At 72.3% G+C, this 20,706-nt stretch carries 23 protein-coding genes; 4 read left to right on the top strand and 19 right to left on the bottom strand.

Annotation, left to right across the window (positions count from 1 at the left end):
- Window positions 1-3: 3 nt before the first annotated feature.
- From ACE3Q2_RS01005 to ACE3Q2_RS00995, 3 genes are read left to right on the top strand one after another with little or no spacing between them, the layout of a single operon-like run.
- Entirely contained in the window at window positions 4-825 is an 822-nt protein-coding gene (locus tag ACE3Q2_RS01005) for a hypothetical protein (RefSeq protein WP_374472112.1), read from the top strand.
- The gene (locus ACE3Q2_RS01000; protein WP_231697395.1) at window positions 822-1,427 is read left to right on the top strand and encodes a YigZ family protein; all 606 of its coding nucleotides are present in this window, start codon (window positions 822-824) and stop codon (window positions 1,425-1,427) included. Before ACE3Q2_RS01005 ends, ACE3Q2_RS01000 begins: the two co-directional genes overlap by 4 nt.
- Window positions 1,424-3,223: an ABC transporter transmembrane domain-containing protein gene (locus tag ACE3Q2_RS00995; protein ID WP_374472110.1), complete on the top strand. Its 1,800-nt coding sequence runs from the start codon at window positions 1,424-1,426 to the stop codon at window positions 3,221-3,223. The genes ACE3Q2_RS01000 and ACE3Q2_RS00995 overlap by 4 nt, the downstream gene beginning before the upstream one ends.
- 67 nt (window positions 3,224-3,290) lie before the next feature.
- Here the strand turns inward: ACE3Q2_RS00995 and ACE3Q2_RS00990 are convergent, their stop codons facing one another.
- From ACE3Q2_RS00990 to ACE3Q2_RS00955, 8 genes are all read right to left on the bottom strand, one after another.
- On the bottom strand, window positions 3,291-3,494 hold the full coding sequence (locus tag ACE3Q2_RS00990; protein WP_231697393.1) for a cold-shock protein: 204 nt from the start codon (window positions 3,492-3,494) through the stop codon (window positions 3,291-3,293).
- 100 nt (window positions 3,495-3,594) lie between these two features.
- Complete coding sequence (locus tag ACE3Q2_RS00985; protein ID WP_374472108.1) at window positions 3,595-4,338, bottom strand: S-methyl-5'-thioinosine phosphorylase; 744 nt, start codon at window positions 4,336-4,338, stop codon at window positions 3,595-3,597.
- Between the two features lie 3 nt (window positions 4,339-4,341).
- A complete protein-coding gene (locus ACE3Q2_RS00980; protein WP_374472106.1) occupies window positions 4,342-4,887 on the bottom strand; it encodes a hypoxanthine-guanine phosphoribosyltransferase in 546 nt (181 codons plus the stop codon).
- 1 nt (window position 4,888) lies between these two features.
- Entirely contained in the window at window positions 4,889-5,899 is a 1,011-nt protein-coding gene (nagZ, locus tag ACE3Q2_RS00975; protein WP_374472104.1) for a beta-N-acetylhexosaminidase, read from the bottom strand.
- The gene (locus ACE3Q2_RS00970; protein ID WP_231697389.1) at window positions 5,899-6,402 is read right to left on the bottom strand and encodes a CYTH domain-containing protein; all 504 of its coding nucleotides are present in this window, start codon (window positions 6,400-6,402) and stop codon (window positions 5,899-5,901) included. The genes nagZ and ACE3Q2_RS00970 overlap by 1 nt, the downstream gene beginning before the upstream one ends.
- A 2-nt stretch (window positions 6,403-6,404) precedes the next feature.
- Window positions 6,405-7,733 carry a 23S rRNA (uracil(1939)-C(5))-methyltransferase RlmD gene (gene rlmD / locus ACE3Q2_RS00965; protein ID WP_231697388.1) on the bottom strand — a complete coding sequence of 443 codons (1,329 nt, stop codon included), beginning with the start codon at window positions 7,731-7,733 and terminating at the stop codon, window positions 6,405-6,407.
- A 65-nt stretch (window positions 7,734-7,798) separates the two neighbouring features.
- Entirely contained in the window at window positions 7,799-8,410 is a 612-nt protein-coding gene (locus ACE3Q2_RS00960) for a YdbL family protein (RefSeq protein ID WP_231697387.1), read from the bottom strand.
- 11 nt (window positions 8,411-8,421) lie between these two features.
- Window positions 8,422-10,473, bottom strand: a complete 2,052-nt coding sequence (locus ACE3Q2_RS00955) for a YdbH domain-containing protein (protein WP_231697386.1) — start codon at window positions 10,471-10,473, stop codon at window positions 8,422-8,424.
- A 23-nt stretch (window positions 10,474-10,496) separates the two neighbouring features.
- Between ACE3Q2_RS00955 and ACE3Q2_RS00950 the strand changes: the two genes are divergently transcribed.
- Window positions 10,497-11,147, top strand: coding sequence for a response regulator (locus ACE3Q2_RS00950; protein ID WP_374472100.1), 651 nt, complete (start codon window positions 10,497-10,499; stop codon window positions 11,145-11,147).
- Window positions 11,148-11,156: 9 nt separating this feature from the next.
- Here ACE3Q2_RS00950 and recO read toward each other — a convergent pair whose 3' ends face one another.
- From recO to rpoE, 11 genes are all read right to left on the bottom strand, one after another.
- Window positions 11,157-11,870: a DNA repair protein RecO gene (recO, locus tag ACE3Q2_RS00945; RefSeq protein ID WP_231697384.1), complete on the bottom strand. Its 714-nt coding sequence runs from the start codon at window positions 11,868-11,870 to the stop codon at window positions 11,157-11,159.
- Window positions 11,871-11,873: 3 nt separating this feature from the next.
- Window positions 11,874-12,788, bottom strand: a complete 915-nt coding sequence (gene era, locus ACE3Q2_RS00940; RefSeq protein WP_231697383.1) for a GTPase Era — start codon at window positions 12,786-12,788, stop codon at window positions 11,874-11,876.
- Window positions 12,785-13,441: a ribonuclease III gene (rnc, locus tag ACE3Q2_RS00935; RefSeq protein WP_231697382.1), complete on the bottom strand. Its 657-nt coding sequence runs from the start codon at window positions 13,439-13,441 to the stop codon at window positions 12,785-12,787. Before rnc ends, era begins: the two co-directional genes overlap by 4 nt.
- The gene (locus tag ACE3Q2_RS00930; RefSeq protein WP_374472097.1) at window positions 13,434-13,793 is read right to left on the bottom strand and encodes a DUF4845 domain-containing protein; all 360 of its coding nucleotides are present in this window, start codon (window positions 13,791-13,793) and stop codon (window positions 13,434-13,436) included. The genes rnc and ACE3Q2_RS00930 overlap by 8 nt, the downstream gene beginning before the upstream one ends.
- A gap of 44 nt (window positions 13,794-13,837) precedes the next feature.
- Window positions 13,838-14,653 (bottom strand): signal peptidase I, encoded by an 816-nt coding sequence (gene lepB, locus ACE3Q2_RS00925; protein ID WP_231697430.1) that lies wholly within the window; start codon window positions 14,651-14,653, stop codon window positions 13,838-13,840.
- A gap of 35 nt (window positions 14,654-14,688) precedes the next feature.
- Entirely contained in the window at window positions 14,689-16,482 is a 1,794-nt protein-coding gene (lepA, locus tag ACE3Q2_RS00920; RefSeq protein ID WP_231697429.1) for a translation elongation factor 4, read from the bottom strand.
- 125 nt (window positions 16,483-16,607) lie between these two features.
- On the bottom strand, window positions 16,608-18,089 hold the full coding sequence (locus ACE3Q2_RS00915) for a Do family serine endopeptidase (protein ID WP_231697380.1): 1,482 nt from the start codon (window positions 18,087-18,089) through the stop codon (window positions 16,608-16,610).
- Window positions 18,086-18,538, bottom strand: coding sequence for a SoxR reducing system RseC family protein (locus tag ACE3Q2_RS00910; protein WP_231697379.1), 453 nt, complete (start codon window positions 18,536-18,538; stop codon window positions 18,086-18,088). Before ACE3Q2_RS00910 ends, ACE3Q2_RS00915 begins: the two co-directional genes overlap by 4 nt.
- Window positions 18,531-19,463, bottom strand: coding sequence for a MucB/RseB C-terminal domain-containing protein (locus tag ACE3Q2_RS00905; RefSeq protein WP_374472094.1), 933 nt, complete (start codon window positions 19,461-19,463; stop codon window positions 18,531-18,533). The genes ACE3Q2_RS00910 and ACE3Q2_RS00905 overlap by 8 nt, the downstream gene beginning before the upstream one ends.
- A complete protein-coding gene (locus ACE3Q2_RS00900; protein ID WP_374472092.1) occupies window positions 19,460-20,086 on the bottom strand; it encodes a sigma-E factor negative regulatory protein in 627 nt (208 codons plus the stop codon). Before ACE3Q2_RS00900 ends, ACE3Q2_RS00905 begins: the two co-directional genes overlap by 4 nt.
- On the bottom strand, window positions 20,083-20,676 hold the full coding sequence (rpoE, locus tag ACE3Q2_RS00895; protein WP_374472090.1) for an RNA polymerase sigma factor RpoE: 594 nt from the start codon (window positions 20,674-20,676) through the stop codon (window positions 20,083-20,085). Before rpoE ends, ACE3Q2_RS00900 begins: the two co-directional genes overlap by 4 nt.
- Window positions 20,677-20,706: the final 30 nt, after the last annotated feature.

The following is a 20,706-nucleotide window of genomic DNA, read 5'->3' as shown; positions in this document are numbered from 1 at the left end:
GCGATGAACACCCCGCAGGACCCGCGCCAGACCCCGCTCCAGGACGACGAAGCCGCCCTGGCCCGGGTGCTGCGCGCGCTGCCCGCGGGGGAGCCGTCGGCGCGGGTGGACGCGGCCATCCTGGCCGCCGCCACCGACGCGGTGGGGCCGCGCGAAAACGCGGCCCCCTCGCGCCGGCGCCTGCCGGCCTGGGCGCTGGGCACCGCAGCCGCCGCCGTGCTTGCCGTAGCCGTCGGCCTGCAATTGCGGCCACGGCTGGCGCCGCAAGTCCCGGTGGCGGCCGACGCGCCGGTACTTGTGCAGGAAGCCGCCAAACCCGCCGCCAAGATGGCCGAAGGGACGGCTGCGGAAGCCAGCGCCGATGGTTCGGGCGACCCCGCCGCCGAACTGGCGCCTCCGCCCCCTGCCCCCCCTCCGCCGCCCGCCCCGGCGGCCGCGCCCCCGGCCGAAGAACCCGCCCTGGACCAGATCGTGGTTTCGGGCACGCGCATCACGCCCGAGGCCGTCAAGCCCCAGGACGCCGCGCGCGCGGCCGGCGACGTGGAATCGCGCCGCCAGCGCGCGGCCGGCGCCGCCGCCCAGCGCACCGAAGTGATGCTGGAGCCGGCGCCCATGGCCGCGCCGCCGGCCCCGGCCCTGGCCCGGCCCGCGCCCCTGCCCCCCGTGGACGACGATGCCACGCTGGCGCCGGCAGAATGGATCGAACGCATCCGCGAGCGCATGCAGCAGGGCGACACCGCCGGCGCCCGCGCCAGCCTGCTGCGCCTGCTGCAGGCCCACCCCGACACCGACGTCCCGGCCGACCTGGCCCCGCTGCGGTCGTGACCGCGGGCTTCACGCTCGCCGGCCCGGCCTCGTTCGAACTCGAGGCCAAGCGCAGCCGCTTCCTCGCCCGCGCCCTGCCGGTGGACACGCCCGAGGACGCGCTGGCCTTCCTGCGCGAGGTGGCCGACCCACAGGCCACGCACAACTGCTGGGCCTACCGCATCGGCGCCTTGTACCGCTCCTCCGACGACGGCGAACCCGGCGGCAGCGCCGGCCGTCCCATCCTGGCCGCCATCGAGGGCCAGGGCGTGGACCAGGTGATGGTGGTGGTGACGCGCTGGTACGGCGGCACCAACCTGGGCGTGGGCGGGCTGGTGCGCGCCTACGGCGGCGCCGCGGCCGAATGCCTGCGCATGGGGCCAAAGCGGGAGATCGTGGTCTGGAGCGAGGCCGAGCTGGCCTGCGACTTCGCCTATTCCGGCGCCGTGCACGCCCTGCTCGACGGGCTGGGCGCGGCGAAGCTGGACGAATCCTTCGACGAGGCCGGACTGCGCTTGCGTTTCCGCCTGCCCGCCTCCAGCTTTGAGACGGTGGCGACGCGCCTGCGCGACCTCAGCCGCGGCAGCGCCCGCCTGCACCGCATCGACACGGAATCCCCATGACCGACCCCGCCCCGGCCAAGCCGCCCGTCAATTCCCTGCGCGGCCTGCTGCCCTTCCTGCGCCCGCATCGCGGCCTGCTGGCCGCTTGGCTGGGTGCGCTGGCGCTGTCGTCCTCGGCCACGCTGATGCTGCCGGTGGCGGTGAAGCACATGATCGACCAGGGCTTCGCCGCCGGCAGTTCGGTGGACCGCTGGTTCGGCCTGCTGTTCGCGGTGGCGGTGCTGCTGGCCCTGGCCACGGCGGCGCGCTTCTACTTCGTTTCGCTGCTGGGCGAACGCGTGGTGGCCGACCTGCGGCGCGCGCTCTACGGCCACCTGCTGTCGCTGGACCAGGCCTTCTTCGAACGCACGCGTTCGGGCGAACTGCTCTCGCGCCTGTCGGCCGATGCCGAGCTGCTGCGCAGCGTAGTGGGCTCGAGCATGTCGGTGGCCCTGCGCAGCGGCATCACGGTGCTGGGCAGCGCCGTGATGCTGGCCGTCACCAGCCCGCGGCTGGCGCTGTTCGTGCTGCTGGGCATCCCGCTGGTGGTGCTGCCGATGGCGCTGTCGGGCCGGCGCGTGCGCGGCGTAGCCAAGGACAGCCAGGACCGCGTGGCCGACGCCAACGCCCGCGCCGGTGAAACCCTGGGCGCCATGCACACGGTGCAGAGCTACGCCCGCGAGGCCTTCGAAAGCGACCGCTTCGGCGCCGCCGTGCAGGTGGCGCTGGGCACGGCGCGCAGGCGCATCCGGCTGCAGGCCATGCTGACGGCGGTGGTCATCGTGCTGGTGTTCGGTTCGATCACGGCGGTGCTGTGGGTGGGCGCGCAGGACGTGATCAGCGGCGCCATGAGCGCCGGCACCCTGGGCCAGTTCGTGCTCTACGCGCTGATCGGCGCCGGTTCGGTGGGCGCACTGGCCGAAGTCTGGGCGGAAGTGCAGCGCGCGGCGGGCGGCATGGCACGCATCAACGACCTGCTGCACGAACGCTCGGTGCTGGCGGTGCCGCCGCAGCCGGCCATGCTGCCGCTGCCGGTGCGCGGCCACGTGCGCATGCAGGGCGTGCGCTTCCACTACCCCACCCGCCCCGACGCGCCGGCGCTGGAGGATTTCAGCCTGGAAGTGCGGCCGGGCGAAACCGTGGCCTTGGTCGGTCCCTCGGGCGCGGGCAAGAGCACGGTGTTCCAGCTGCTGCTGCGCTTCCACGACCCGGAGGCCGGCGAAGTCACGCTCGACGGCATCGACCTGCGCACGCTGGCGCCCGCCAGCCTGCGCGCCCAGGTGGCGCTGGTGCCGCAGGACCCGGTGATCTTCGGCGCCACTGCGCGCGAGAACATCCGCTACGGCCGCCTCGAGGCCAGCGACGCCGACATCGAGGCCGCCGCCCGCAGCGCCGAGGCGCACGAATTCCTGGCGGCCCTGCCCCAGGGCTACGACAGCGAACTGGGCGAACGCGGCGCCCGCCTCTCCGGCGGCCAGCAGCAGCGCCTGGCCATCGCCCGCGCCCTGCTCAAGGACGCGCCGGTGCTGCTGCTCGACGAAGCCACCAGCGCGCTCGATGCACAGAGCGAACGCGCCGTGCAGCAGGCCCTGGAGCGGCTGATGCGCGGCCGCACCACGCTGGTCATCGCCCACCGCCTGGCCACCGTGCTCAAGGCCGACCGCATCGTGGTGATGGACAAGGGCCGAATCGTGGCCCAGGGCACCCACGCGGAACTCCTGGCCCAGGGCGGCCTCTACGCCGAGCTCGCCCGCCTGCAGTTCGACATGGGAGGGCCTTCAGGCCCGAGGGGCGACTCCGGGGAGCTTCGGGCCTGAAGGCCCTCCCACAAAAAAACGAAGCCCCGCCGGAGCGGGGCTTCGTCTTGAACAGGGTTGGCGTGGCTCAGGCCGGGGTGACGTTGGACGCCTGCGAACCCTTCGGGCCCTGCACCACCTCGAAGCTCACGCGCTGGCCTTCCTGCAGCGAGCGGAAGCCCTTGGCGCTGATGGCGGAATAGTGCACGAACACGTCCGCGCTGCCGTCCTCGGGGGCGATGAAACCAAAGCCCTTGGCGTCGTTGAACCACTTCACGGTGCCGAAACTCATGTACTTGACCTCGAATGCTGGAAGAACGGGCGTGCTCCGTGTGCCGATGACCCGGTCCCGTGCACGGACCGAGTATGAACAAGGGCAAAACGGTTGACAATCACCCCAACAGCGCTTCCAGCAGCGCCGGCAGGTGGGCGCTGGCGACCTCCACGTTGGCCAGCACTTCGGCCAGGGTGATCTCCTCGTCGCCGCTGCAGCCGGCCGCCCAGTTGGCCACGATGGCCAGGCAGGCGTAGTCCAGGCCAAGCTCGCGGGCCAGGCCGGCCTCGGGCATGCCGGTCATGCCGACCAGGTCGCAGCCGTCGCGGCGCATGCGGGCGATTTCAGCCTTCGTTTCCAGGCGCGGGCCCTGGGTGGCGCCGTAGCAGCCGCCGTCCACCAGCGGCGTGCCCGAGGCCGCGGCCGCGGCCAGCACCTCGCGGCGCAGGGCCGGGGTGTAGGGGTCGCCGAAGTCCACGTGCAGCACCTCGCCGCCCTCGCCGTCCCAGAAGCTGGAGGTGCGGCCCCAGGTGTAGTCGATGAGCTGGTCGGGCAGCGCCAGCACCTTCGGGCCGAAGCGTTCGGTGATGCCGCCGACGGTGTTCACGGCCAGCACGCGGGTGGCGCCCAGTTCCTTCAGGCGCCAGAGGTTGGCGCGGTAGTTCACGCGGTGCGGCGGCAGCGAATGGCCCTCGCCGTGGCGCGCCAGGAAGGCCACGCGCTTGCCCACCAGCCGACCTACCCGCACCGGGCCCGAGGGGCGGCCGTAGGGTGTGTCGCCCTCGAGCGCCTCGGGGTCCTGCAGCGCGGCCAGCCGGTAAAGGCCAGTGCCGCCGATGACGGCCAGCTCGATCGCCGACATGGTTCAGTCCTTCAGGGCGTAGATGGCCGGCAGGTTGCGGCCCTGCTCGTGGTAGTCCATGCCGTAGCCGTAAACGTAGCGGTCGGGCACCTCGATGGCGACGTAGTCGGCGGTGATGCCCGGCGCGCGGCGGTCGTGGTGCTTGAGCGCCAGCACCGCCACCCGCACGTCGGCGGCGCCCTCCTGCTCGCACCACTGCTTCACCGCCAGCAGCGTGTGGCCCTCGTCGAGGATGTCGTCGGCCACCAGCACCCGGCGGCCGCGCAGCGACGTGGCCGGGCGGTGCAGCCAGGTGAGGTTCGCGCCGGTGGTGGCGCCGCGGTAGCGGGTGGCATGCAGGTAGTCGAACTCGAGGTCGGTGGCCAGCTCCAGCGCCAGCTGCGAGGCGAACAGCATGCCGCCGTGCATGATGGTCAGGTACACGGGGCGCTCGCCACCGGCGTAGTCGCGGTCGATCTCGGCGGCGATGCGGCGGGTTTCGCGTTCGATGGTGGCGCGGTCGAACAGCAGGTCGGACGCGGCCAGCGCGGTTTTCAGCTCGGGGGACATCTCAGGCGACTCCTTGCTCGAATCGGCGCAGCGCCTCGCGGGCCCCATCGTAGCGCGCGTCGGCGGCCAGGGCGTGCCAGTCGGCGTGCCGGCGGCCGGCCAGCGCCGCCAGCGCGTCCGGCGCCGGCGCCGCGCGGTCGTCCACGGCCCGGAGCGAATCGGGCACCAGCGCCGGTGCGCACACCAGCACCACGTCGCAGCCCGCGTCGAGGTGGGCGTCGATGCGCGCCTTCACCCCGCCGGCCGACTCGGCCGCGGCCATGCCGATGTCGTCGCTGAAGACGATGCCGCCAAAGCCCATGTCGCGGCGCAGGATGTCGCGGATCCAGCGCGGCGAATAACCCGCCGGCTCCGGCGCCACGGCCGGGTACTTCACGTGCGCCATCATCACCGCCTCGGCGCCGGCGGCGATGCCGGCCGCGAACGGCACCAGGTCGTGCGCCTGCAGTTCGGACAGCGGCCGCGGGTCGACGGCGTCGTCGAAGTGCGTGTCCTCGAGCACCGAGCCATGGCCCGGGAAATGCTTGAGCGTGGCGGCCATGCCGGCTTCGTGCATGCCAGCCACGTAGGCGCGGGTGAACTCGGCGACAATGGCCGGGTCGGCGTGGAAGGCACGGTCGCCGATGGCCAGGTTGCCGCGGCCCAGGTCAACCACCGGCGCGAAGCTCAGGTCCACGCCGGTGGCGCGGATTTCGCTGGCCATCAGCCAGGCGTGCTCGCGGGCCAGGGCCAGCGCGGCCTCGCGGTCGCGTTCGTACAGCTTGCCGAAACCCTCGAGCGAAGGCAGCACGTGGTAGCCATCGCGGAAGCGCTGCACGCGGCCGCCTTCCTGGTCGACGCACAGCAGCTGCGGGCGCGGCGCGGCGGCGCGGATGGCGGCCGACAGGTCGGCCACCTGGTCGCGCGAGGCGAAGTTGCGCTTGAACAGGATGACGCCCGACACCGCCGGGTGCTGCAACCATTCGCGCTCTTCGGGGGCCAGCTCCAGGCCGCCGATTCCGATCACCAGCATCAGGCTTGCTCCTCCGCGCGCCAGCGCGAATACGGGCGCTCGGCGAGCGCCAGGTTGTAGTAGCGCAGCTCTTCGGTCACTTCCCGGCCCAGCCAGGCCGGGCGCTCGAAGGCCTCGTCGGCGGAGGCGAGCTCGAGCTCGGCCACCACCAGGCCGGCGTTGTCGCCGGCGAATTCGTCCACTTCCCAGGTATGGCCGGCGTTCCGGACGTAATGCCGCACCTTCTCGATGCGACCGCCCACGCACAGCGCCAGCAGCGCCTCGGCGTCGGCCACCGGGATCGGGTAGTCGAACTCCTGGCGGGTGCTGCCCAGCTCGCGCGACTTGAGGTTGAGGAAGGCGGCGTCGCCGGCGATGCGCACGCGCACCGAGGCGTTCTGCCGGCCCTCGCGCAGCGCGGCCATGTCGTTGATGTAGCCCTGCGCCATGCGCACCGACTTCACCGCCGCTGCGCGCCAGCCGTCGCCGGCCAGCAGGAACTTGCGCTCGATCTCGATGCCCATGCTCAGGCGCCCTTCTTCTCGAACAGTGCGATCGACTCCACGTGCGCCGTCTGCGGGAACATGTCCATGGCGCCGGCGGCGACCAGGGTGTAGCCGCGCTCGCGCACCAGGAAGCCGGCGTCGCGCGCCAGCGAGCCCGGGTGGCAGGACACGTAGACGATGCGGTGGATGCCCTTGAGCGGCAGCTGCGCCAGCACTTCGGCGGCGCCGGCGCGCGGCGGGTCGAGCAGCAGCTTGTCGAAGCCCGCCTTCATCCAGGGCTCGCCGCCCAGGTCCTTGGCCAGGTCGGCGGCGTGGAACTCCACGTTGCCCAGGCCGTTGCGCGCGGCGTTCTCGCGGGCGCGCGCCACCAGTCCGGCATCACCCTCGACGCCCACCACGGTGCCGGCCTTGCGCGCCAGCGGCAGCGTGAAGTTGCCCAGGCCGCAGAACAGGTCGAGCACGCGCTCGCCCGGCTGCGGATCGAGCAGCTCGAGCGCGCGGGCGATCATCTTGTCGTTGAGGCCGGCGTTGACCTGGATGAAGTCCAGCGGGCGGAACGCCAGGTGCAGGTCCCAGGCCGGCAGCGCGAAGCTCAGGTCCACCTGCTCCGGCCACAGCGCATGCACGGTATCGATGCCGCCCGGCTGCAGGAACACCGCGAAACCGCTGGCCTTGGCGAACTCCACCAGGCGGGCGCGGTCGGCCTCGCCCATCGGTTCGAGGTGGCGGAACACCAGGGCCACGCCCTGCTCGCCGGCGATGAATTCGATCTGCGGCAGCGTGCGCTTGCCGTCCAGGCTGTCCACCAGCGCGGCCAGCTCCGGAATGCGCGCGCCGATCTCCGGCAGCACGGTGTGGCAGGTGGTGAGGTCGGCGACGAAACGCGGGTTGGTTTCGCGGAAGCCCACCACCGCCTTGCCCTTCTTCTCGACGAAGCGCACCGAGAAACGGCCCTTGCGGCGGTAGCCCCAGGCGGCGTCGGTGAGCGGCTCGAGCACGCGCTGCGGTTCGACGTGGCCGATGCGCCGCAGGTTGTCCATCAGCACGCCGTGCTTGGCGGCGATCTGCCTGGGCTCGGAAAGGTGCTGCAGCACGCAGCCGGCGCAGGCGCCGAAGTGCGGGCAGCGCGGCTCGACGCGGTCGGGCGAGGCGCGGAGCACCTCCACGGTGCGGCCCTCGTCGAAATGCCGGTTCCGGCCCGTCTGCTCGACCCGCACGAGTTCGCCAGGCAGCGCGCCGGCGACGAAGATGGCCTTGCCGTCGCGGCGTCCGACGCCCCGGCCGTCATGGCTGAGGTCGGTGATCTCGAGTTCGAAGGGGGGCAACTGCCTGAGGCGGGTACGGGACACGGGAGACGCCGAAACGAAGGGGCGCGGATTGTCGCAAATCCGCGCCCCCGGTGCTTGGCGGGGCCTTACTTCTGCTTCCAGGCGCCGTCGGCGGACTGGTACCACCAGCCGGCGCGGGCGCTGGCCACCCACTGGCGGGCGAAGGTCTCGCGGATCTGGGCCTCCCACTCGGGGTGGTTGTTGGCCACGGCGATCTCGCGGTAGACGGCGTTGCGGTCGCGGTTGTCCTCGGCCACCAGCTGGTTCACGGCCACGCGGTCCTTCAGCGCCACCTTGGTGGCGTCGCGCAGCACCAGCAGGCCGTCCTTGCCGAAGCCCAGCGCGCCGGAATCGAAATGCGGCTGCAGGCTGGCCTGGAAACGCGCGGCCATGCGGTCCTGGATGGCCTGGATAGCCGGGGTGCGGATGGTGATGTCGGCTTCCTGGGCCGCGGCGTCGCTGATGAGCAGCGAGAGCAGGCTGAAGCGGGCCGGGGCCGGCGCGTGGAAGGCCTGCGGGTTGTCGCCCGCCGGGGCCGGCGCGGCCTCGTCGCCCAGCACCTTTTCCACGAACTCCTCGGCCGCCTGCTGCGCCTCGGCCGCCGGGAAGTAGACATTGATGGTGACGCAGGCGCCCAGCGCGAAGACGGCCAGCGCCATCGTCGCCACGCGCAGGAACTTGGTCTTGAACTTGCCCATGTGCCGCTCCTTCAGTCGATGACCGGGGCCGTGCCCTCGGTGGCCGCCACCAGGCGCGCCACCAGGGTGGGCCAATCCACCCGGCGCCGGAAGCCCACCACCTGGATGCGTGGCAGGCCCGCGCCTTCCACGATGGTATAGCCATCGCCCGCTGAATCGACGCCGTCCATCGTGCAGACGTTGTCGCGCAGCCGGCAGGCCAGGCCCAGGCGCGAATAGCGGAAGTCGTCGAACAGCCGCAGCGCCTGCGCCTGCAGGCCGCCCATGAGCCCGCCGCCGCCGCCGATCTTGGAAATGTCCTCGACCGCGCGCTGGCTGATGCGGCGCCGGCCCTTCCAGGCCGGGTCCGAGCCCAGGCGCGCGTCGAAGGCCACCGGCGACCAGTCCACCATGCGCAGCCCGGCGATGCGGCCGTCCATGCGCCCGGTGATGGCGCCGAAACCGAAGGCGCTGGTCATGGGCTCCATGTCTATGTCGTCGATGGCCACGTCGGCCGACAGCGTGGGCGCCACGCCGAACGGGCGCTCCATCACCAGCTCCGACAGCGACACCGTGCCGCCGAAGACCTGCATGGCCAGGCCGCCGTCGAGCGTGAGCACGTTGTTTTCGTAGCGCGCGGAGGGAATGCGCCCGCCCACGGTGCCGGTGAAGGCCGGCCAGCCCAGCCGCTGCGACAGGCTGGCGAGGTCCAGGGCCTCCAGCGAAGCGCCCAGCTGGAAGCGCGCGCCCTTGCCACCGCCGGGCGGCTGCCAGCGCAGGTGTTCCAGCCGCGCCTGGCCTTCCAGCACGGGCAGCGCCACCGGTTCGCGCAGGCGCAGCTGGCCCTCGGCGCTGGCGAAACCCAGCCGCGCCGGCCCCAGGCCGATGCCGAACAGCGCGGCGTTGTCCCAGCCCAGCGTGCTGGCCACCGCCTCGCCCGCGGCGGTCCAGCGCAGGCCGCCCTGCAGGCCGGCCAAGGTGAAGCGCTGGCGCGGGTCGACCGCGTTGACCTGCTCGAGCGAGAGCGACATGGCCCGCAGTTGCGCGTCCTGCATCGACAGGTGCGCGCTGGCGGCGCCGGCGAGCACCAGGTCGGGGAAACCGGCCGGCGCCAGGAAGCCGCTGAGGTAGCGGTCGCGCGCCACCGCCAGTTCGCCCAGCTCGAGGTCGAGCGCGAGGTCGGCGAGGCTGCCGTCGGCGCCCAGGCGGGCCTGGCCACTGGCCTGCAGCACCCGGCCGTCGCGCAGCGAGAACTGCGGCAGGCGCCATTCGCCGCCCGGCTGCTGCTGCAGCTCCACCTGCAGTTCCACCGGCGTCGCCGGCAGTTGCGCGTACAGGCCCTGGGCCAGGAATTCACCGCCGCGGGCGACGAAGCGCGTGTGCACCCGGGCCAGCTCGCCCGCGGGCAGGTAGTCGAGCTCCAGCCGGCCGCCCAGGCCGGCCGCGGCCAGCCAACCATCCGGGGTTTCGAGGCCAAGCTCGGCCAGGTCCAGGCGGGCCCGGGCCTGCAGCGGCGCGTCCTCGGGCAGCCAGAGATCTACGTGGCCGGAAGCGCGGCCGCTGGTCCACTGCCCCTCGGCCCACAGGCCGGCCAGGAAGGCCTTCAACCAGGCCACCGGCACGGCTTCGAGCGACAGGCGCGGACGGTCCGGCGCGGCCGCGCGCGAGGCATAGGCCACGCGGCTGGGACCGACCTGCAGGCTGGCGTCGAGCGCGGCCGCGGAGAGCGAAACGCTGGCCACGGCCTGCCCGGTGGCGCTGCGCACGGGACCCTCGCAGCGCCACTGGCCCTGCCCGTCCAGGCTCAGCGGACAGCGCCATTGGATGTCGGAAAACGACTCGCCGAGCGTCGGGACTTCGATGCGCCCGGCCTGCAGCACCAGTTCGCCCGCGGGCGCGCCCTCGGGCCAGTGCAGCTTCACGTCGAGCGCGGACACGCTGGCTGCCTCGCCGCGCACGGCGGCCACGGACACCTGCAGTTCGCGCGCGGCAAACGCCGGCCCGGCGAGCAGCAGCAGCGCGCCGAACACCACCTTGCCGAGCAGTAACCGTCGCCGCATGCTGGCCAGCATAGTGCCTTGCATGGGCCGATTGAACGGGACCCGGAATGAACCCGCGCCTGCTGCTGCTCGAGGACGACCCGGTCAGCGCCGCCTTCCTCGCCCAGGGCCTCGCTTCGCTGCCGGCCAGCGTGGAAACCGTGGCCACGCTGGCCGCCGCGCGCGACGCGGCCCGGCACGGCGACCACGCGCTGTGGCTGTTCGACCTGCGCCTGCCCGACGGTCGCGGCGAAGACCTGCTGGCGGAGCTGCGCGCCGCCGGCCTGCGGGTACCGGCCGTCGCGCTCAGCGCCGACCCCGCCCCTGGGCTGGCGGGATTCGCGCGCGTGCTGGCCAAGCCACTGGGCCTGCACGAACTGCTCGAGGCCGTACGCGACCTGCTGCCGCCGGAAGCCCTGCCGCCCTGGGACGACACCGCCGGGCTGGCCGCCGTGGCGGGCCAGGCGGCCGCCCTGGCCACGCTGCGGGCGATGTTCCGCGAGGAACTGCCGAGCCAGTGCCGCGCGGTGCAGGCGGCCTGCCGGGACGGCGATGCCGACGCCGCCCGCGCCCACCTGCACCGGCTCAAGGCCGGCTGCGGTTTCGTGGGTGCCCTGCCCCTGCTGGCCGCGGTGCGGGCACTGCACGAAGACCCCGGCGACGCGCTGGCGCTGGCCCGGTTCGAAGCCTGCGTGGAGCGGGCGTTGGAAGCCGGCTGAGCCGGGGTTTCAGTCGCGGCCCAAGCGGGCCAGCTCCGACAGCAGGCCCCAGGATTTCAGCTTCTGCGGACCGAGGTGCGCGGAAAGCACGCCGCGCAGCGCGCTGCGCAGTTCCAGAAGTTGCTCCGGCGGCGGCAGGCGGTCGGCGGCCAGCGCCAGCAGGGCCGCGCCGCTGGTGGAGCCGGCCTCGTGGCTGCGGTCGCGCACCGGGCCGCGCTCGGCGTCGAGCCGGTAGCGCGCGGCGGGGTCCACCGGCACGCCGTGTTCGTCTTCGTCCAGCGGCAGGCCGTAGCCCAGGATCTCGAGCAGGTCGCGTTCGAAGCGGCGCAGGGTCCAGGCCAGCTCGCCGGGGCGGGCGAATTCGCCGCGCAGCTCGCCGTAGCGTTCGTACAGCGCCGGCGCCGGGTCCTGGCGCGGCACCAGCCGCAGCAGCAGCTCGTTGATGTAGAAGGCGGCCATCAGCGCCTCGCCCTGCAGCATCGGCGCGGCGTCGACGGCCTCGGCCTGCAGCAGGCGGGCCATTTCGCCCTGGGGCAGGAAGTCGGCGCGCAGGTGCTGCAGCGGCTGCAGCGCCGCGCGCAGCGGGTGGCGCCTGGCGCCCTGCACGCCGCGCGCCACCACGGCCACGCGGCCGTGGTCGCGGCTGAGCAGTTCGACGATCAGGCTGGTCTCGCGCCAGGGGCGCGCGTGCAGCACGTAGGCCGGCTGCGCGAGCACGCGCATGGCTCAGTCCGAATAGCCGAAGCGCCGCAGCGCGGCCTCGTCGTCGGACCAGCCCTCGCGCACCTTGCACCAGGTCTCGAGGAAGACCTTCCGGCCGAACAGCTTCTCCATGCCGACGCGGGCGCCGGTGCTGATGGCCTTCAGGCGCTCGCCGCCCTTGCCGATGACGATGGGCTTCTGGCCCTCGCGCTCGACCCAGACCACGGCGGCGATGCGCAGCAGTTCGCCGTCTTCCTCGAATTTCTCGATCTCGACCGTGGTCGAGTAAGGCAGCTCCTCGCCCAGGCGCAGCATGAGCTGCTCGCGCACCAGTTCGCCGGCCAGGAAACGTTCGCTGCGGTCGGTGATCTCGTCCTCGCCGTAGTGCGGCGCCGACTCGGGCATCAGGAAGATCAGGTCCTTCACCAGGGCGTCCAGGCCCTTGGACTTCATCGCCGACACCGGGTGCACCGAGGCGAATTCGCGCTCGTGGGTGATCTGGGCGATGAAGGGCAGCAGCGCGGTCTTGTCGGCCAGCTTGTCCACCTTGTTCACCACCAACACCACTGGCACGCCGGCGGAATGCAGGGCGGCGTAGGCCAGGCCGTCTTCTTCCGTCCAGCGGCCGGCCTCGATGACCAGCGCCGCCGCATCCACGCCCTCGACGGCGCCACGCGCGGCGCGGTTCATCATGCGGTTCATGGCGCGCTTCTGTTCGCGGTGGATGCCCGGCGTGTCCACCAGCAGCAGCTGCCCGGCCTCGAAGGTGGCGATGCCCAGCAGGCGGTGGCGGGTGGTCTGCGGGCGCGGCGAGACGATGCTCACCTTGGCGCCGACCAGGGCGTTGACCAGGGTGGACTTGCCCACGTTCGGGCGACCGAGCACGGCGACGGTGCCGGCACGGAACGGCGCCTCCGGGGTTTCGGGGGTCGGGCTCACTTCTTCTCCAGTTTCGCCAGCACGCGTTCGGCGGCGAGTTGTTCGGCGGCGCGCAGGGAGCTGCCTTCGGCCTGCTCCTCGTGCGGCGGCTCGGCGGTTTCGCAGGCCACGCGGAACACGCGGGCATGGTCGTCGCCGAGGGTTTCCAGCAGGCGGTAGGCCGGGCGCGGCAGCTGCCGGCCCTGCAGCCATTCCTGCAGGCGGGTCTTGGGGTCTTTCTCGGCCTTGCCGGTAGGCAGTTCGGCCAGGCCGGGCTCGAACCAGGGCAGCACCGCGGCCCGGCAGGCCTCGAAGCCAGCGTCGAGGTGGATGGCCGCGACCACGGCCTCGACCGCGTCGGCCAGGATCGAATCGCGGCGATGGCCGCCGCTCTTCATCTCACCGGGACCCAGCTCCAGCTTGTCGCCCAGTTGCAGGCGGCGCGCCACTTCGGCCAAGGCGGATTCGCGCACCAGGCTGGCGCGCGCGCGGGTCAGGGTGCCTTCGTCGGCCTTGGGCCAACGCTCGTGAAGCGCCTCGGCGACGAGCAGGTTGACCAGCGCGTCGCCGAGGAATTCCAGCCGTTCGTTGTGCGGCGACCCGGCGCTGCGGTGCCTCAGCGCCTGCTGCAGCAGCTCGGGCCTGGCGAAGCGGTGGGTGATCCGGTCAGTCACTCGCCGCCTTGCCGGCAAGGTCGACGGTGTTGTCGAACTTGCCCACCACGTCGAGGTTGCCGAACAGCGGCACGCGCACCTCGTAGGCGATGTTGAGCTTGCTCACGCCGCCCTCGCGGATGATCTTGATGTGTTCCTTCTTGACCGAATCCACGTAGGCGATGCCGAAGCGGCGGTTGAGCTCGGTGTGCATCTGCGCCGGCGGGATGGAGGCGGAGTTGGGCTGCGCCGCGTACTCCTCCATCACGCCCTTGAGGTTGAAGTATTCGCTGTACATCGGGAACAGCTTCATGGCGACCAGGGCGAAGAAGCCCACGACCACCAGGACGATCACGAAACTCATCAACGTCATGCCACGCGGCTTGCGAGCCATTTCCCTTCCCCTGGTTGGACCGTTCAGCGGATGGTATCGCCAATCCGGGTGTAGTCAAACGCCCCGCTGCAGAACCAGCCCTCGCAGTTGAGCCAGATCACGAAGGCCTTGCCGACCAGGTTCTGTTCCGGCACGAAGCCCCAGTAGCGGCTGTCCTCGCTGCGGTCCCGGTTGTCGCCCATGACGAAATAATGCCCGGCCGGCACGTCCCAGACGCCCTCCGCCCGGGGGCTGGAGAACGGGCTGGTTTCCAGGGTCTTGTGCACGCGGCCGCCCAGGTCCACCTCGAACTGGGTGGCGCCGGTCATGGAGTCCCGGCCGCGGCTGCCGTCCACGTAGACGCCGTCGGGGGTCTTGGCCACCGGCTGGTCGTTCACGAACACGGTCTGGTCGCGGAACGCGATGCGGTCGCCCGGCAGGCCAACGATGCGCTTGATGTAGTCGGCGCCCGCCCGCGGGTCGTCCGGGCCCATGCCCGGGTAGCGGAACACCACCACGTCGCCGCGGGCCGGTTCGCCCACGGGCACGACCTTGGTGTTGGCCACCGGCAGGCGCAGGCCGTAGGCGAACTTGTTGACCAGGATGAAGTCGCCGACGAGCAGGGTCGGCATCATCGAGCTCGACGGGATGCGGAAGGGCTCGGCCAGGAAGCTGCGCAGCACCAGCACGATGAAGATCACCGGGAACAGCTGGCGGGCGTAGTCCACCCACACCGGCTCGGCGACTTCCTCGCCTTCGGCCTGCATGAGCTTGCGCCTGGGCGCGAAGGCCAGGCGGTCGATCAGCCAGACCAGGCCGGTCAGGGCGGCCAGCGACGTCAGGATCAGGGCAAGGTCGATTTTCACGCGTCGGGGTTCCTCGCGGCGGGGGCCGCTTACTTGTTGTCCACCTGGAGTACGGCGAGGAAGGCCTCCTGCGGGATCTCCACCCGGCCGACCTGCTTCATGCGCTTCTTGCCTTCCTTCTGCTTCTCCAGGAGCTTCTTCTTGCGGGTGGCGTCGCCGCCGTAGCACTTGGCCAGCACGTTCTTGCGCAGCGCCTTGACCGTGGAGCGCGAGATGATCTGCGAGCCGATGGCGGCCTGGATGGCCACGTCGAACATCTGCCGCGGGATCAGCTCGCGCATCTTCTCGCACAGGTCGCGGCCGCGGCGGTCGGCCTGGCTGCGGTGCACGATGAGCGAGAGCGCGTCCACCTTGTCGCCGTTGATGAGCGTGTCCACGCGCACGAACGGGCCGGCCTCGAAGCGCTGGAAGTGGTAGTCGAGCGAGGCGTAGCCGCGCGACACCGACTTGAGGCGGTCGAAGAAGTCGAGCACCACCTCGGCCATGGGCAGTTCGTAGCTGATCTGCACCTGCGAGCCGAGGTAGCTGATGCCGACCTGGGCGCCGCGCTTTTCCTCGCACAGCTTGATCACGGCGCCGACGTAGTCGGGCGGCGTGAGGATGTTGGCGCGGATGATCGGCTCGCGGATTTCCTCGATCTTGTTCACCGCCGGCAGCTTGGCCGGGTTGTCGAGCGAGAGGGTGGAGCCGTCGGTGAGCAGCACCTCGTAGATCACCGTGGGCGCGGTGGTGATCAGGTTGAGGTCGTACTCGCGCTCCAGGCGCTCCTGCACGATTTCCATGTGCAGCATGCCCAGGAAGCCGCAGCGGAAGCCGAAGCCCATGGCCTCGGAGCTTTCCGGCTCGAAGCGCAGGGCGGCGTCGTTGAGCTTGAGCTTCTCCAGCGCCTCGCGCAGCGCCGGGTAGTCCTCGGCGTCCACCGGGAACAGGCCGGCGAACACGCGCGGCTGCATTTCCTGGAAGCCGGGCAGCGGGCCCGGGGCCGGGTCGCTGGCCAGGGTGAGGGTGTCGCCCACCGGGGCGCCGTGCACGTCCTTGATGGAGGCGGTGATCCAGCCCACCTCGCCGGCGCCCAGCTTGGGCAGCACCTTGCGCTTGGGCGTGAACACGCCGACCGAATCCACCTGGTGGGTTCGGCCGGTGGACATCACCAGCATCTTGTCGCCGGGCTTGAGTTCGCCCTGCATCACGCGCACCAGCGAGACCACGCCCAGGTAGTTGTCGAACCAGGAATCGATGATCAGCGCCTGCAGCTTGTCGGTGTCGCGCGGCTTCGGCGGCGGGATGCGCTTGACGATGGCCTCGAGCACGTCCTCGACGTTCAGGCCGGTCTTGGCGCTGATGGCCACGGCATCCTCGGCGTCGATGCCGATGACGGCCTCGATCTCCTTCTTCACGCGCTCGGTGTCGGCGGTGGGCAGGTCGATCTTGTTGAGCACCGGCACCACTTCCAGGCCCTGCTCCACCGCGGTGTAGCAGTTGGCCACGGACTGGGCCTCGACGCCCTGGGCGGCGTCCACCACCAGCAGCGCGCCCTCGCAGGCGGCCAGCGAGCGGCTGACTTCGTAGCTGAAGTCGACGTGGCCCGGGGTGTCGATGAAGTTGAACTGGTAGGTGATGCCGTCCTTCGCCGTGTACGGCAGCGTGACGGACTGGGCCTTGATGGTGATGCCACGCTCGCGCTCGATCGGGTTCGAGTCGAGCACCTGGGCCTCCATCTCGCGCGCCTGCAGGCCGCCGCAGATCTGGATGATGCGGTCGGCGAGCGTGGACTTGCCGTGGTCCACGTGGGCGATGATGGAAAAGTTGCGAATGTGCTGCATGCGGGCGGTCGAGTGGCCGGTTCGTGGCTGTAAACGGTCCATTATCGCACAGCGCCCCCGGCCCGGCCGCCCTGAACGGCGCGGACCGGGGAGCGCTGGCGCCTAGACGCCGTACCCGCGCTGGCTCAGCGCAGGGTGTAGGTGATGAAACCGGTGCTGCGGGCGCTGCGGACCAGCAGGCGGACCTCGTCGCCGGCCCCCAGGCCCTCGATGGCCTGCTCGAACTCCTCGACCGAGCCGACGTCCTGCCTGTTCACGCGCAGGACCACGTCGCCGGCGTTCATGCCCGCCTGCCGGGCCGCCAGGCTGGTCACCCGGCCCACCAGCACGCCCTCGCCCGCGGCCAGGCCCATGGCGGCCCGGGCCGGGCCGTCGAGCTCCTCGACCACCAGGCCCAGCGGGTTGCCGGCCTCCGGGGCCGGCGCCGCGGCCGGGGCGCCGCCCTGCACGGACGCCAGGTCGAGCGCCGACAGGGTGACGACCACGTCGCGGGCCTTGCCGTCGCGCAGCAGGGTGACGCTGGCGCGGCTGCCCGGGGGCAGCGCGCCCACCATCGGCGGCAGGTCGGCCGAACGCCCGACCTCGCGGCCGTTGAAGCGGGTGATCACGTCGCCCGGGCGGATGCCGGCGCGGGCGGCGGCGCTGCCGTTTTCGACCGAGTCCACGAAGGCGCCCATCGGGCGGGCCAGGCCGAGTTCGGCCAGGCGCTCGCGGTCCACGTCCTGGATGCGCACGCCGAGCTGGCCGCGCACCACCTTGCCGGTCTCGCGCAGCTGGCGCACCGCGTTCATGGCCACCTCGATCGGGATGGCGAAGCTCACGCCCATGTAGCCGCCCGAGTTGGAGAAGATCTGGGAATTGATGCCCACCACCTCGCCGTGGGTATTGAGCAGCGGGCCGCCGGAATTGCCGCGGTTGATGGCCACGTCGGTCTGGATGAAGGGCACGTACTGCTGGCTGGGGTCGAGCGAGCGGCGGCCGACGCCGCTGACGATGCCGGCGGTGACCGAGTGGTCGAAGCCGAAGGGCGAACCGATGGCCAGCACCCACTGGCCGGGCTTGAGCCGGCGCGAATCGCCAATGCGCAGCACCGGCAGGTTCTTGCCGGCCACCTTGAGCAGGGCCACGTCGGACAGCGGGTCGCTGCCGACCAGCTCGGCCTCGAGCTCGTTGCGGTCGCTCAGGCGCACCACGATGCGGTCGGCGCCCTCCACCACGTGGTGGTTGGTGAGCACGTAGCCGTCGCTGGAAATCAGGAAGCCGGTGCCCTGCGAGACGCCGCCGCGCGGGATGCCGTCGGGCCGGCCGGGCATGCCGGGCTGGCCGAAGAAGCGGCGAAAGAACTCCGGCATGTCCTCGGGCATCGGCGGCTCGTCGGGGCCGGCCTTCTCGTTGTCGTCGCCGGCGGCGGCCTGGCGGCCGCGCTGGCCGCTGGTGGCCTCGATGTTCACCACGGCCGGGCCGGTGGCCTCCACCAGGCGGGTGAAGTCGGGAAGGTTGACGATCGGCGCGGCGTTGGCCGGCGCCGGGTCCGCGGCCTGCGCGAAGGCCATCGGCGTCGCCAGGGCGAGCGCGAGGACGAGGACGCGGGAAAGCGGCAGGTTCATGGGCGGTCACTCCGGGAGGATTCGGGGGGAAACACGCTGCCCGCGCGCTCGACGCGCGGCTCGGGCAACGTTGGCTTGGAAAAGCGCGCGGCCAGGAAAGTTCCCAGCACCAGGCCGGCGAGCGCGAACAGGTCGGCGGGGCCGCCGAGCAGACGCCCCAGGCCGTGGCCCACCACGGCGCCCAGCAGCAGGCCCGCCAGCGCCACGCCGTAACCGCGCCAGGCGGCGCGGCGCAGCGCCTCGTCGTCGATGCTCAGGCGCAGGCGCTGACCCGGCGCGAAAGCGGCGGCGTCTTCCACCACCACGTGGAAGACGCCGTCGTCGCCAGCGGCGAAAAGGTTGCAGCGCCCGCGGCAGCCGCCGGCGCAGCCCTCGCAGGCGCTGCCCAGCAGCGCGAGCCCGAGCTCGTCGCCGCGCCGGCTGCGGACTTCGGCCTCGCGCTCAGCCATCGTCGCCCACCGGGCGCACGGTGCGAGCGAAGCGGTCCACGGTGGCGGCCGGCACCTTGCCCAGGGCCAGCACCTGCCAGCCGTCGAGCCAGAACGAACGCGCATGCACCGCGCCGCGCTGGCGGCTGGCGCCGCCGCGCAGGCCGGCCTGGCCCTTTTCCACGTACACCGACACGCTGGCCAGCCCGTCGCTGTAGAGCAGGTGCACGCCGCCGTCCGGCAGCGGCTTGGCCGCGCGCAGCAGGAAACCCGGCGGCGGCGCCGGTACTTCCCAGCCCGGCGGGCTCGCTTCCGGTGCGGGCAGGCGGGTGACGCGCATCAGCTGGTCGGCGGCGCTGGGCGCCAGATCGGCGTCCGACGGCGTAACGCCGAGTTCGAGTTCGGTGAAGGCCACCTGTTCGATCGAGCGGCCGCCCTCGCCCAGCAGGTCCACCCGCAGCGGCAGGCCCGAGGATCTTTCCAGCCAGAGGCGGTAGCCGTAGCGCCAGCCGTCGGTGGCGATCACTTCCACCTGCTGCGCCGCATGCCCGGCCACCCGGCCCTCGCCGGCCAGGCGCGCGCGGTAGCCGCGCATGCCCGCCACTTCCGACACCGCCAGCGCGGCGCTCCAGCGGCCGGCCTGGCCCAGGTCGTAGGCCACCGGCGCGTCGCCGGTGCCGATGCACATCACCTTGCCGCCGTCGCGGATCACCTCGCGCGGCGGGCCGCTGAGCGCGACCAGGCGCTCCTGCTCGCGACCCTCGCGCACGCGGTGGAACACCTTCAGCGTGTCCACCCGGCCGTCGGCCACCACCACCAGGGTGCCCTGGTAGTCGAGCCCGCGCAGGGCCGGGCCCACCTTCGCCAGCCAGCCGGCGGCGTCGGTGGCCGCGGCGTGCAGCGGGCCGGCCAGGGCCAGCAGCAGCAGCGCGGCGAATCGCCTCACCGGCGCGCCCCGGCTTCGGCTTCGGCGTCGGCGTCGTGCGCCACCACGTCCACGTAGGGCATGAAGCCGCCCAGGCCGTCGGCGGCCATCATGGCGTTGTGGCGCACCAGGTAGGCCTCCATGGCGCGGTCGTCCTGGGCCAGCGGCGAACGCGGCCAGGGGCGCGCGCGCGGTTCACCCTCGAGCGCCAGCGCATCTTCCTGCCCCGCCGGCAGCGGCGACACCGGCGCCGGGCCGGTCGCCGGCGGGATCACCGGCGCCTCGCGTTCGGCCAGGCCGGGGCCAGGATCGGGCAGGCGCGGCGCATTGCCGGTGCCCAGCACGCCGGGCAGCAGCGCCGCCGCCAGCACCGCCGCCGCGATGCCCGCGGCCCACGGCCAGCGGTGGCCACGGCGCGGCTCGTCGGCCACGGCCTGGGCGATGCGCGCGGAAAGCGTTTCGGGCATGCGCCGCAGCGGCTGCCCGCGCAGGCCGGCCGCGGCCAGCTGCCAGCGCTCGAACCGAGCGCGCAGCGCGGGGTCGCTGGCCAGGCGGCGTTCCAGGAAGCGCGCCTCGTCGGCGGGCAGTTCCCCGTCCATCCAGGCACTGAGGTCTTCCAGCAGCTTCGCGTCGGTCTGGCTCATGGGCGCACCCGTTCGTTGTCCATCAGGGGCCTGAGGCGGGCGTCGATCGCCTCGCGGGCCCGGAAGATGCGCGAGCGGACGGTGCCGATCGGGCATTGCATCAGCTGCGCGATTTCCTCGTAGCTCAGGCCGTCCACCTCGCGCAGGGTGATGGCCTGGCGCAGTTCCTCGGGCAGGGCCGCCACCGTGTCGGTGACGGTCTGCTCGATCTCCTCGCGCAGAAGGTTGTGTTCGGGCGTGTCGTGGTCGTGCAGGCGGCCGGCACCGGCGTGGTGCTCGGCGTCCTCGGCCGCCACGTCGGCGGTCGGGGGGCGGCGCTTGGCGGCGACCAGGTGGTTCTTGGCGGTGTTCACGGCGATCCGGTAGAGCCAGGTATAGAACTGGGCGTCGCCACGGAAGTTCGCCAGCGCCCGGTAGGCGCGGATGAAGGCTTCCTGGACGATGTCCTGGCTCTCGGCGTGGTCGGGCACGAAGCGGTATACGACGGCGCCGATGCGGTGCTGGTACTTGCGCACCAGCAGGTCGAACGCCGAGTTGTCGCCTGCCTGCACACGCTTGACGAGGGCCAGGTCCAGTTCGTTGTCGCCCATCCGGGCCGCTGCTCCTGCGGCCATCCGGGC

Source organism: Arenimonas sp., from assembly GCF_041913985.1.
Lineage (GTDB): Bacteria > Pseudomonadota > Gammaproteobacteria > Xanthomonadales > Xanthomonadaceae > Arenimonas.
This window is presented reverse-complemented; position numbering and strand designations above follow the sequence as displayed.

What these genes read in the sequence shown, in the direction of transcription:
- rpoE (WP_374472090.1), bottom strand. Translation starts at nt 20,676, where the DNA reads ATGGGCGACAACGAACTGGACCTGGCCCTCGTCAAGCGTGTGCAGGCA.
- ACE3Q2_RS00930 (WP_374472097.1), bottom strand. Translation starts at nt 13,793, where the DNA reads ATGACGTTGATGAGTTTCGTGATCGTCCTGGTGGTCGTGGGCTTCTTC.
- ACE3Q2_RS00950 (WP_374472100.1), top strand. Translation starts at nt 10,497, where the DNA reads ATGAACCCGCGCCTGCTGCTGCTCGAGGACGACCCGGTCAGCGCCGCC.
- lepA (WP_231697429.1), bottom strand. Translation starts at nt 16,482, where the DNA reads ATGCAGCACATTCGCAACTTTTCCATCATCGCCCACGTGGACCACGGC.
- ACE3Q2_RS00990 (WP_231697393.1), bottom strand. Translation starts at nt 3,494, where the DNA reads ATGAGTTTCGGCACCGTGAAGTGGTTCAACGACGCCAAGGGCTTTGGT.
- ACE3Q2_RS00995 (WP_374472110.1), top strand. Translation starts at nt 1,424, where the DNA reads ATGACCGACCCCGCCCCGGCCAAGCCGCCCGTCAATTCCCTGCGCGGC.
- nagZ (WP_374472104.1), bottom strand. Translation starts at nt 5,899, where the DNA reads ATGCTGGTGATCGGAATCGGCGGCCTGGAGCTGGCCCCCGAAGAGCGC.
- ACE3Q2_RS00980 (WP_374472106.1), bottom strand. Translation starts at nt 4,887, where the DNA reads ATGTCCCCCGAGCTGAAAACCGCGCTGGCCGCGTCCGACCTGCTGTTC.
- ACE3Q2_RS00960 (WP_231697387.1), bottom strand. Translation starts at nt 8,410, where the DNA reads ATGGGCAAGTTCAAGACCAAGTTCCTGCGCGTGGCGACGATGGCGCTG.
- ACE3Q2_RS00955 (WP_231697386.1), bottom strand. Translation starts at nt 10,473, where the DNA reads ATGCAAGGCACTATGCTGGCCAGCATGCGGCGACGGTTACTGCTCGGC.
- ACE3Q2_RS01005 (WP_374472112.1), top strand. Translation starts at nt 4, where the DNA reads ATGAACACCCCGCAGGACCCGCGCCAGACCCCGCTCCAGGACGACGAA.
- ACE3Q2_RS00985 (WP_374472108.1), bottom strand. Translation starts at nt 4,338, where the DNA reads ATGTCGGCGATCGAGCTGGCCGTCATCGGCGGCACTGGCCTTTACCGG.
- ACE3Q2_RS00910 (WP_231697379.1), bottom strand. Translation starts at nt 18,538, where the DNA reads ATGGCTGAGCGCGAGGCCGAAGTCCGCAGCCGGCGCGGCGACGAGCTC.
- recO (WP_231697384.1), bottom strand. Translation starts at nt 11,870, where the DNA reads ATGCGCGTGCTCGCGCAGCCGGCCTACGTGCTGCACGCGCGCCCCTGG.
- ACE3Q2_RS00970 (WP_231697389.1), bottom strand. Translation starts at nt 6,402, where the DNA reads ATGGGCATCGAGATCGAGCGCAAGTTCCTGCTGGCCGGCGACGGCTGG.
- ACE3Q2_RS00900 (WP_374472092.1), bottom strand. Translation starts at nt 20,086, where the DNA reads ATGAGCCAGACCGACGCGAAGCTGCTGGAAGACCTCAGTGCCTGGATG.
- ACE3Q2_RS00915 (WP_231697380.1), bottom strand. Translation starts at nt 18,089, where the DNA reads ATGAACCTGCCGCTTTCCCGCGTCCTCGTCCTCGCGCTCGCCCTGGCG.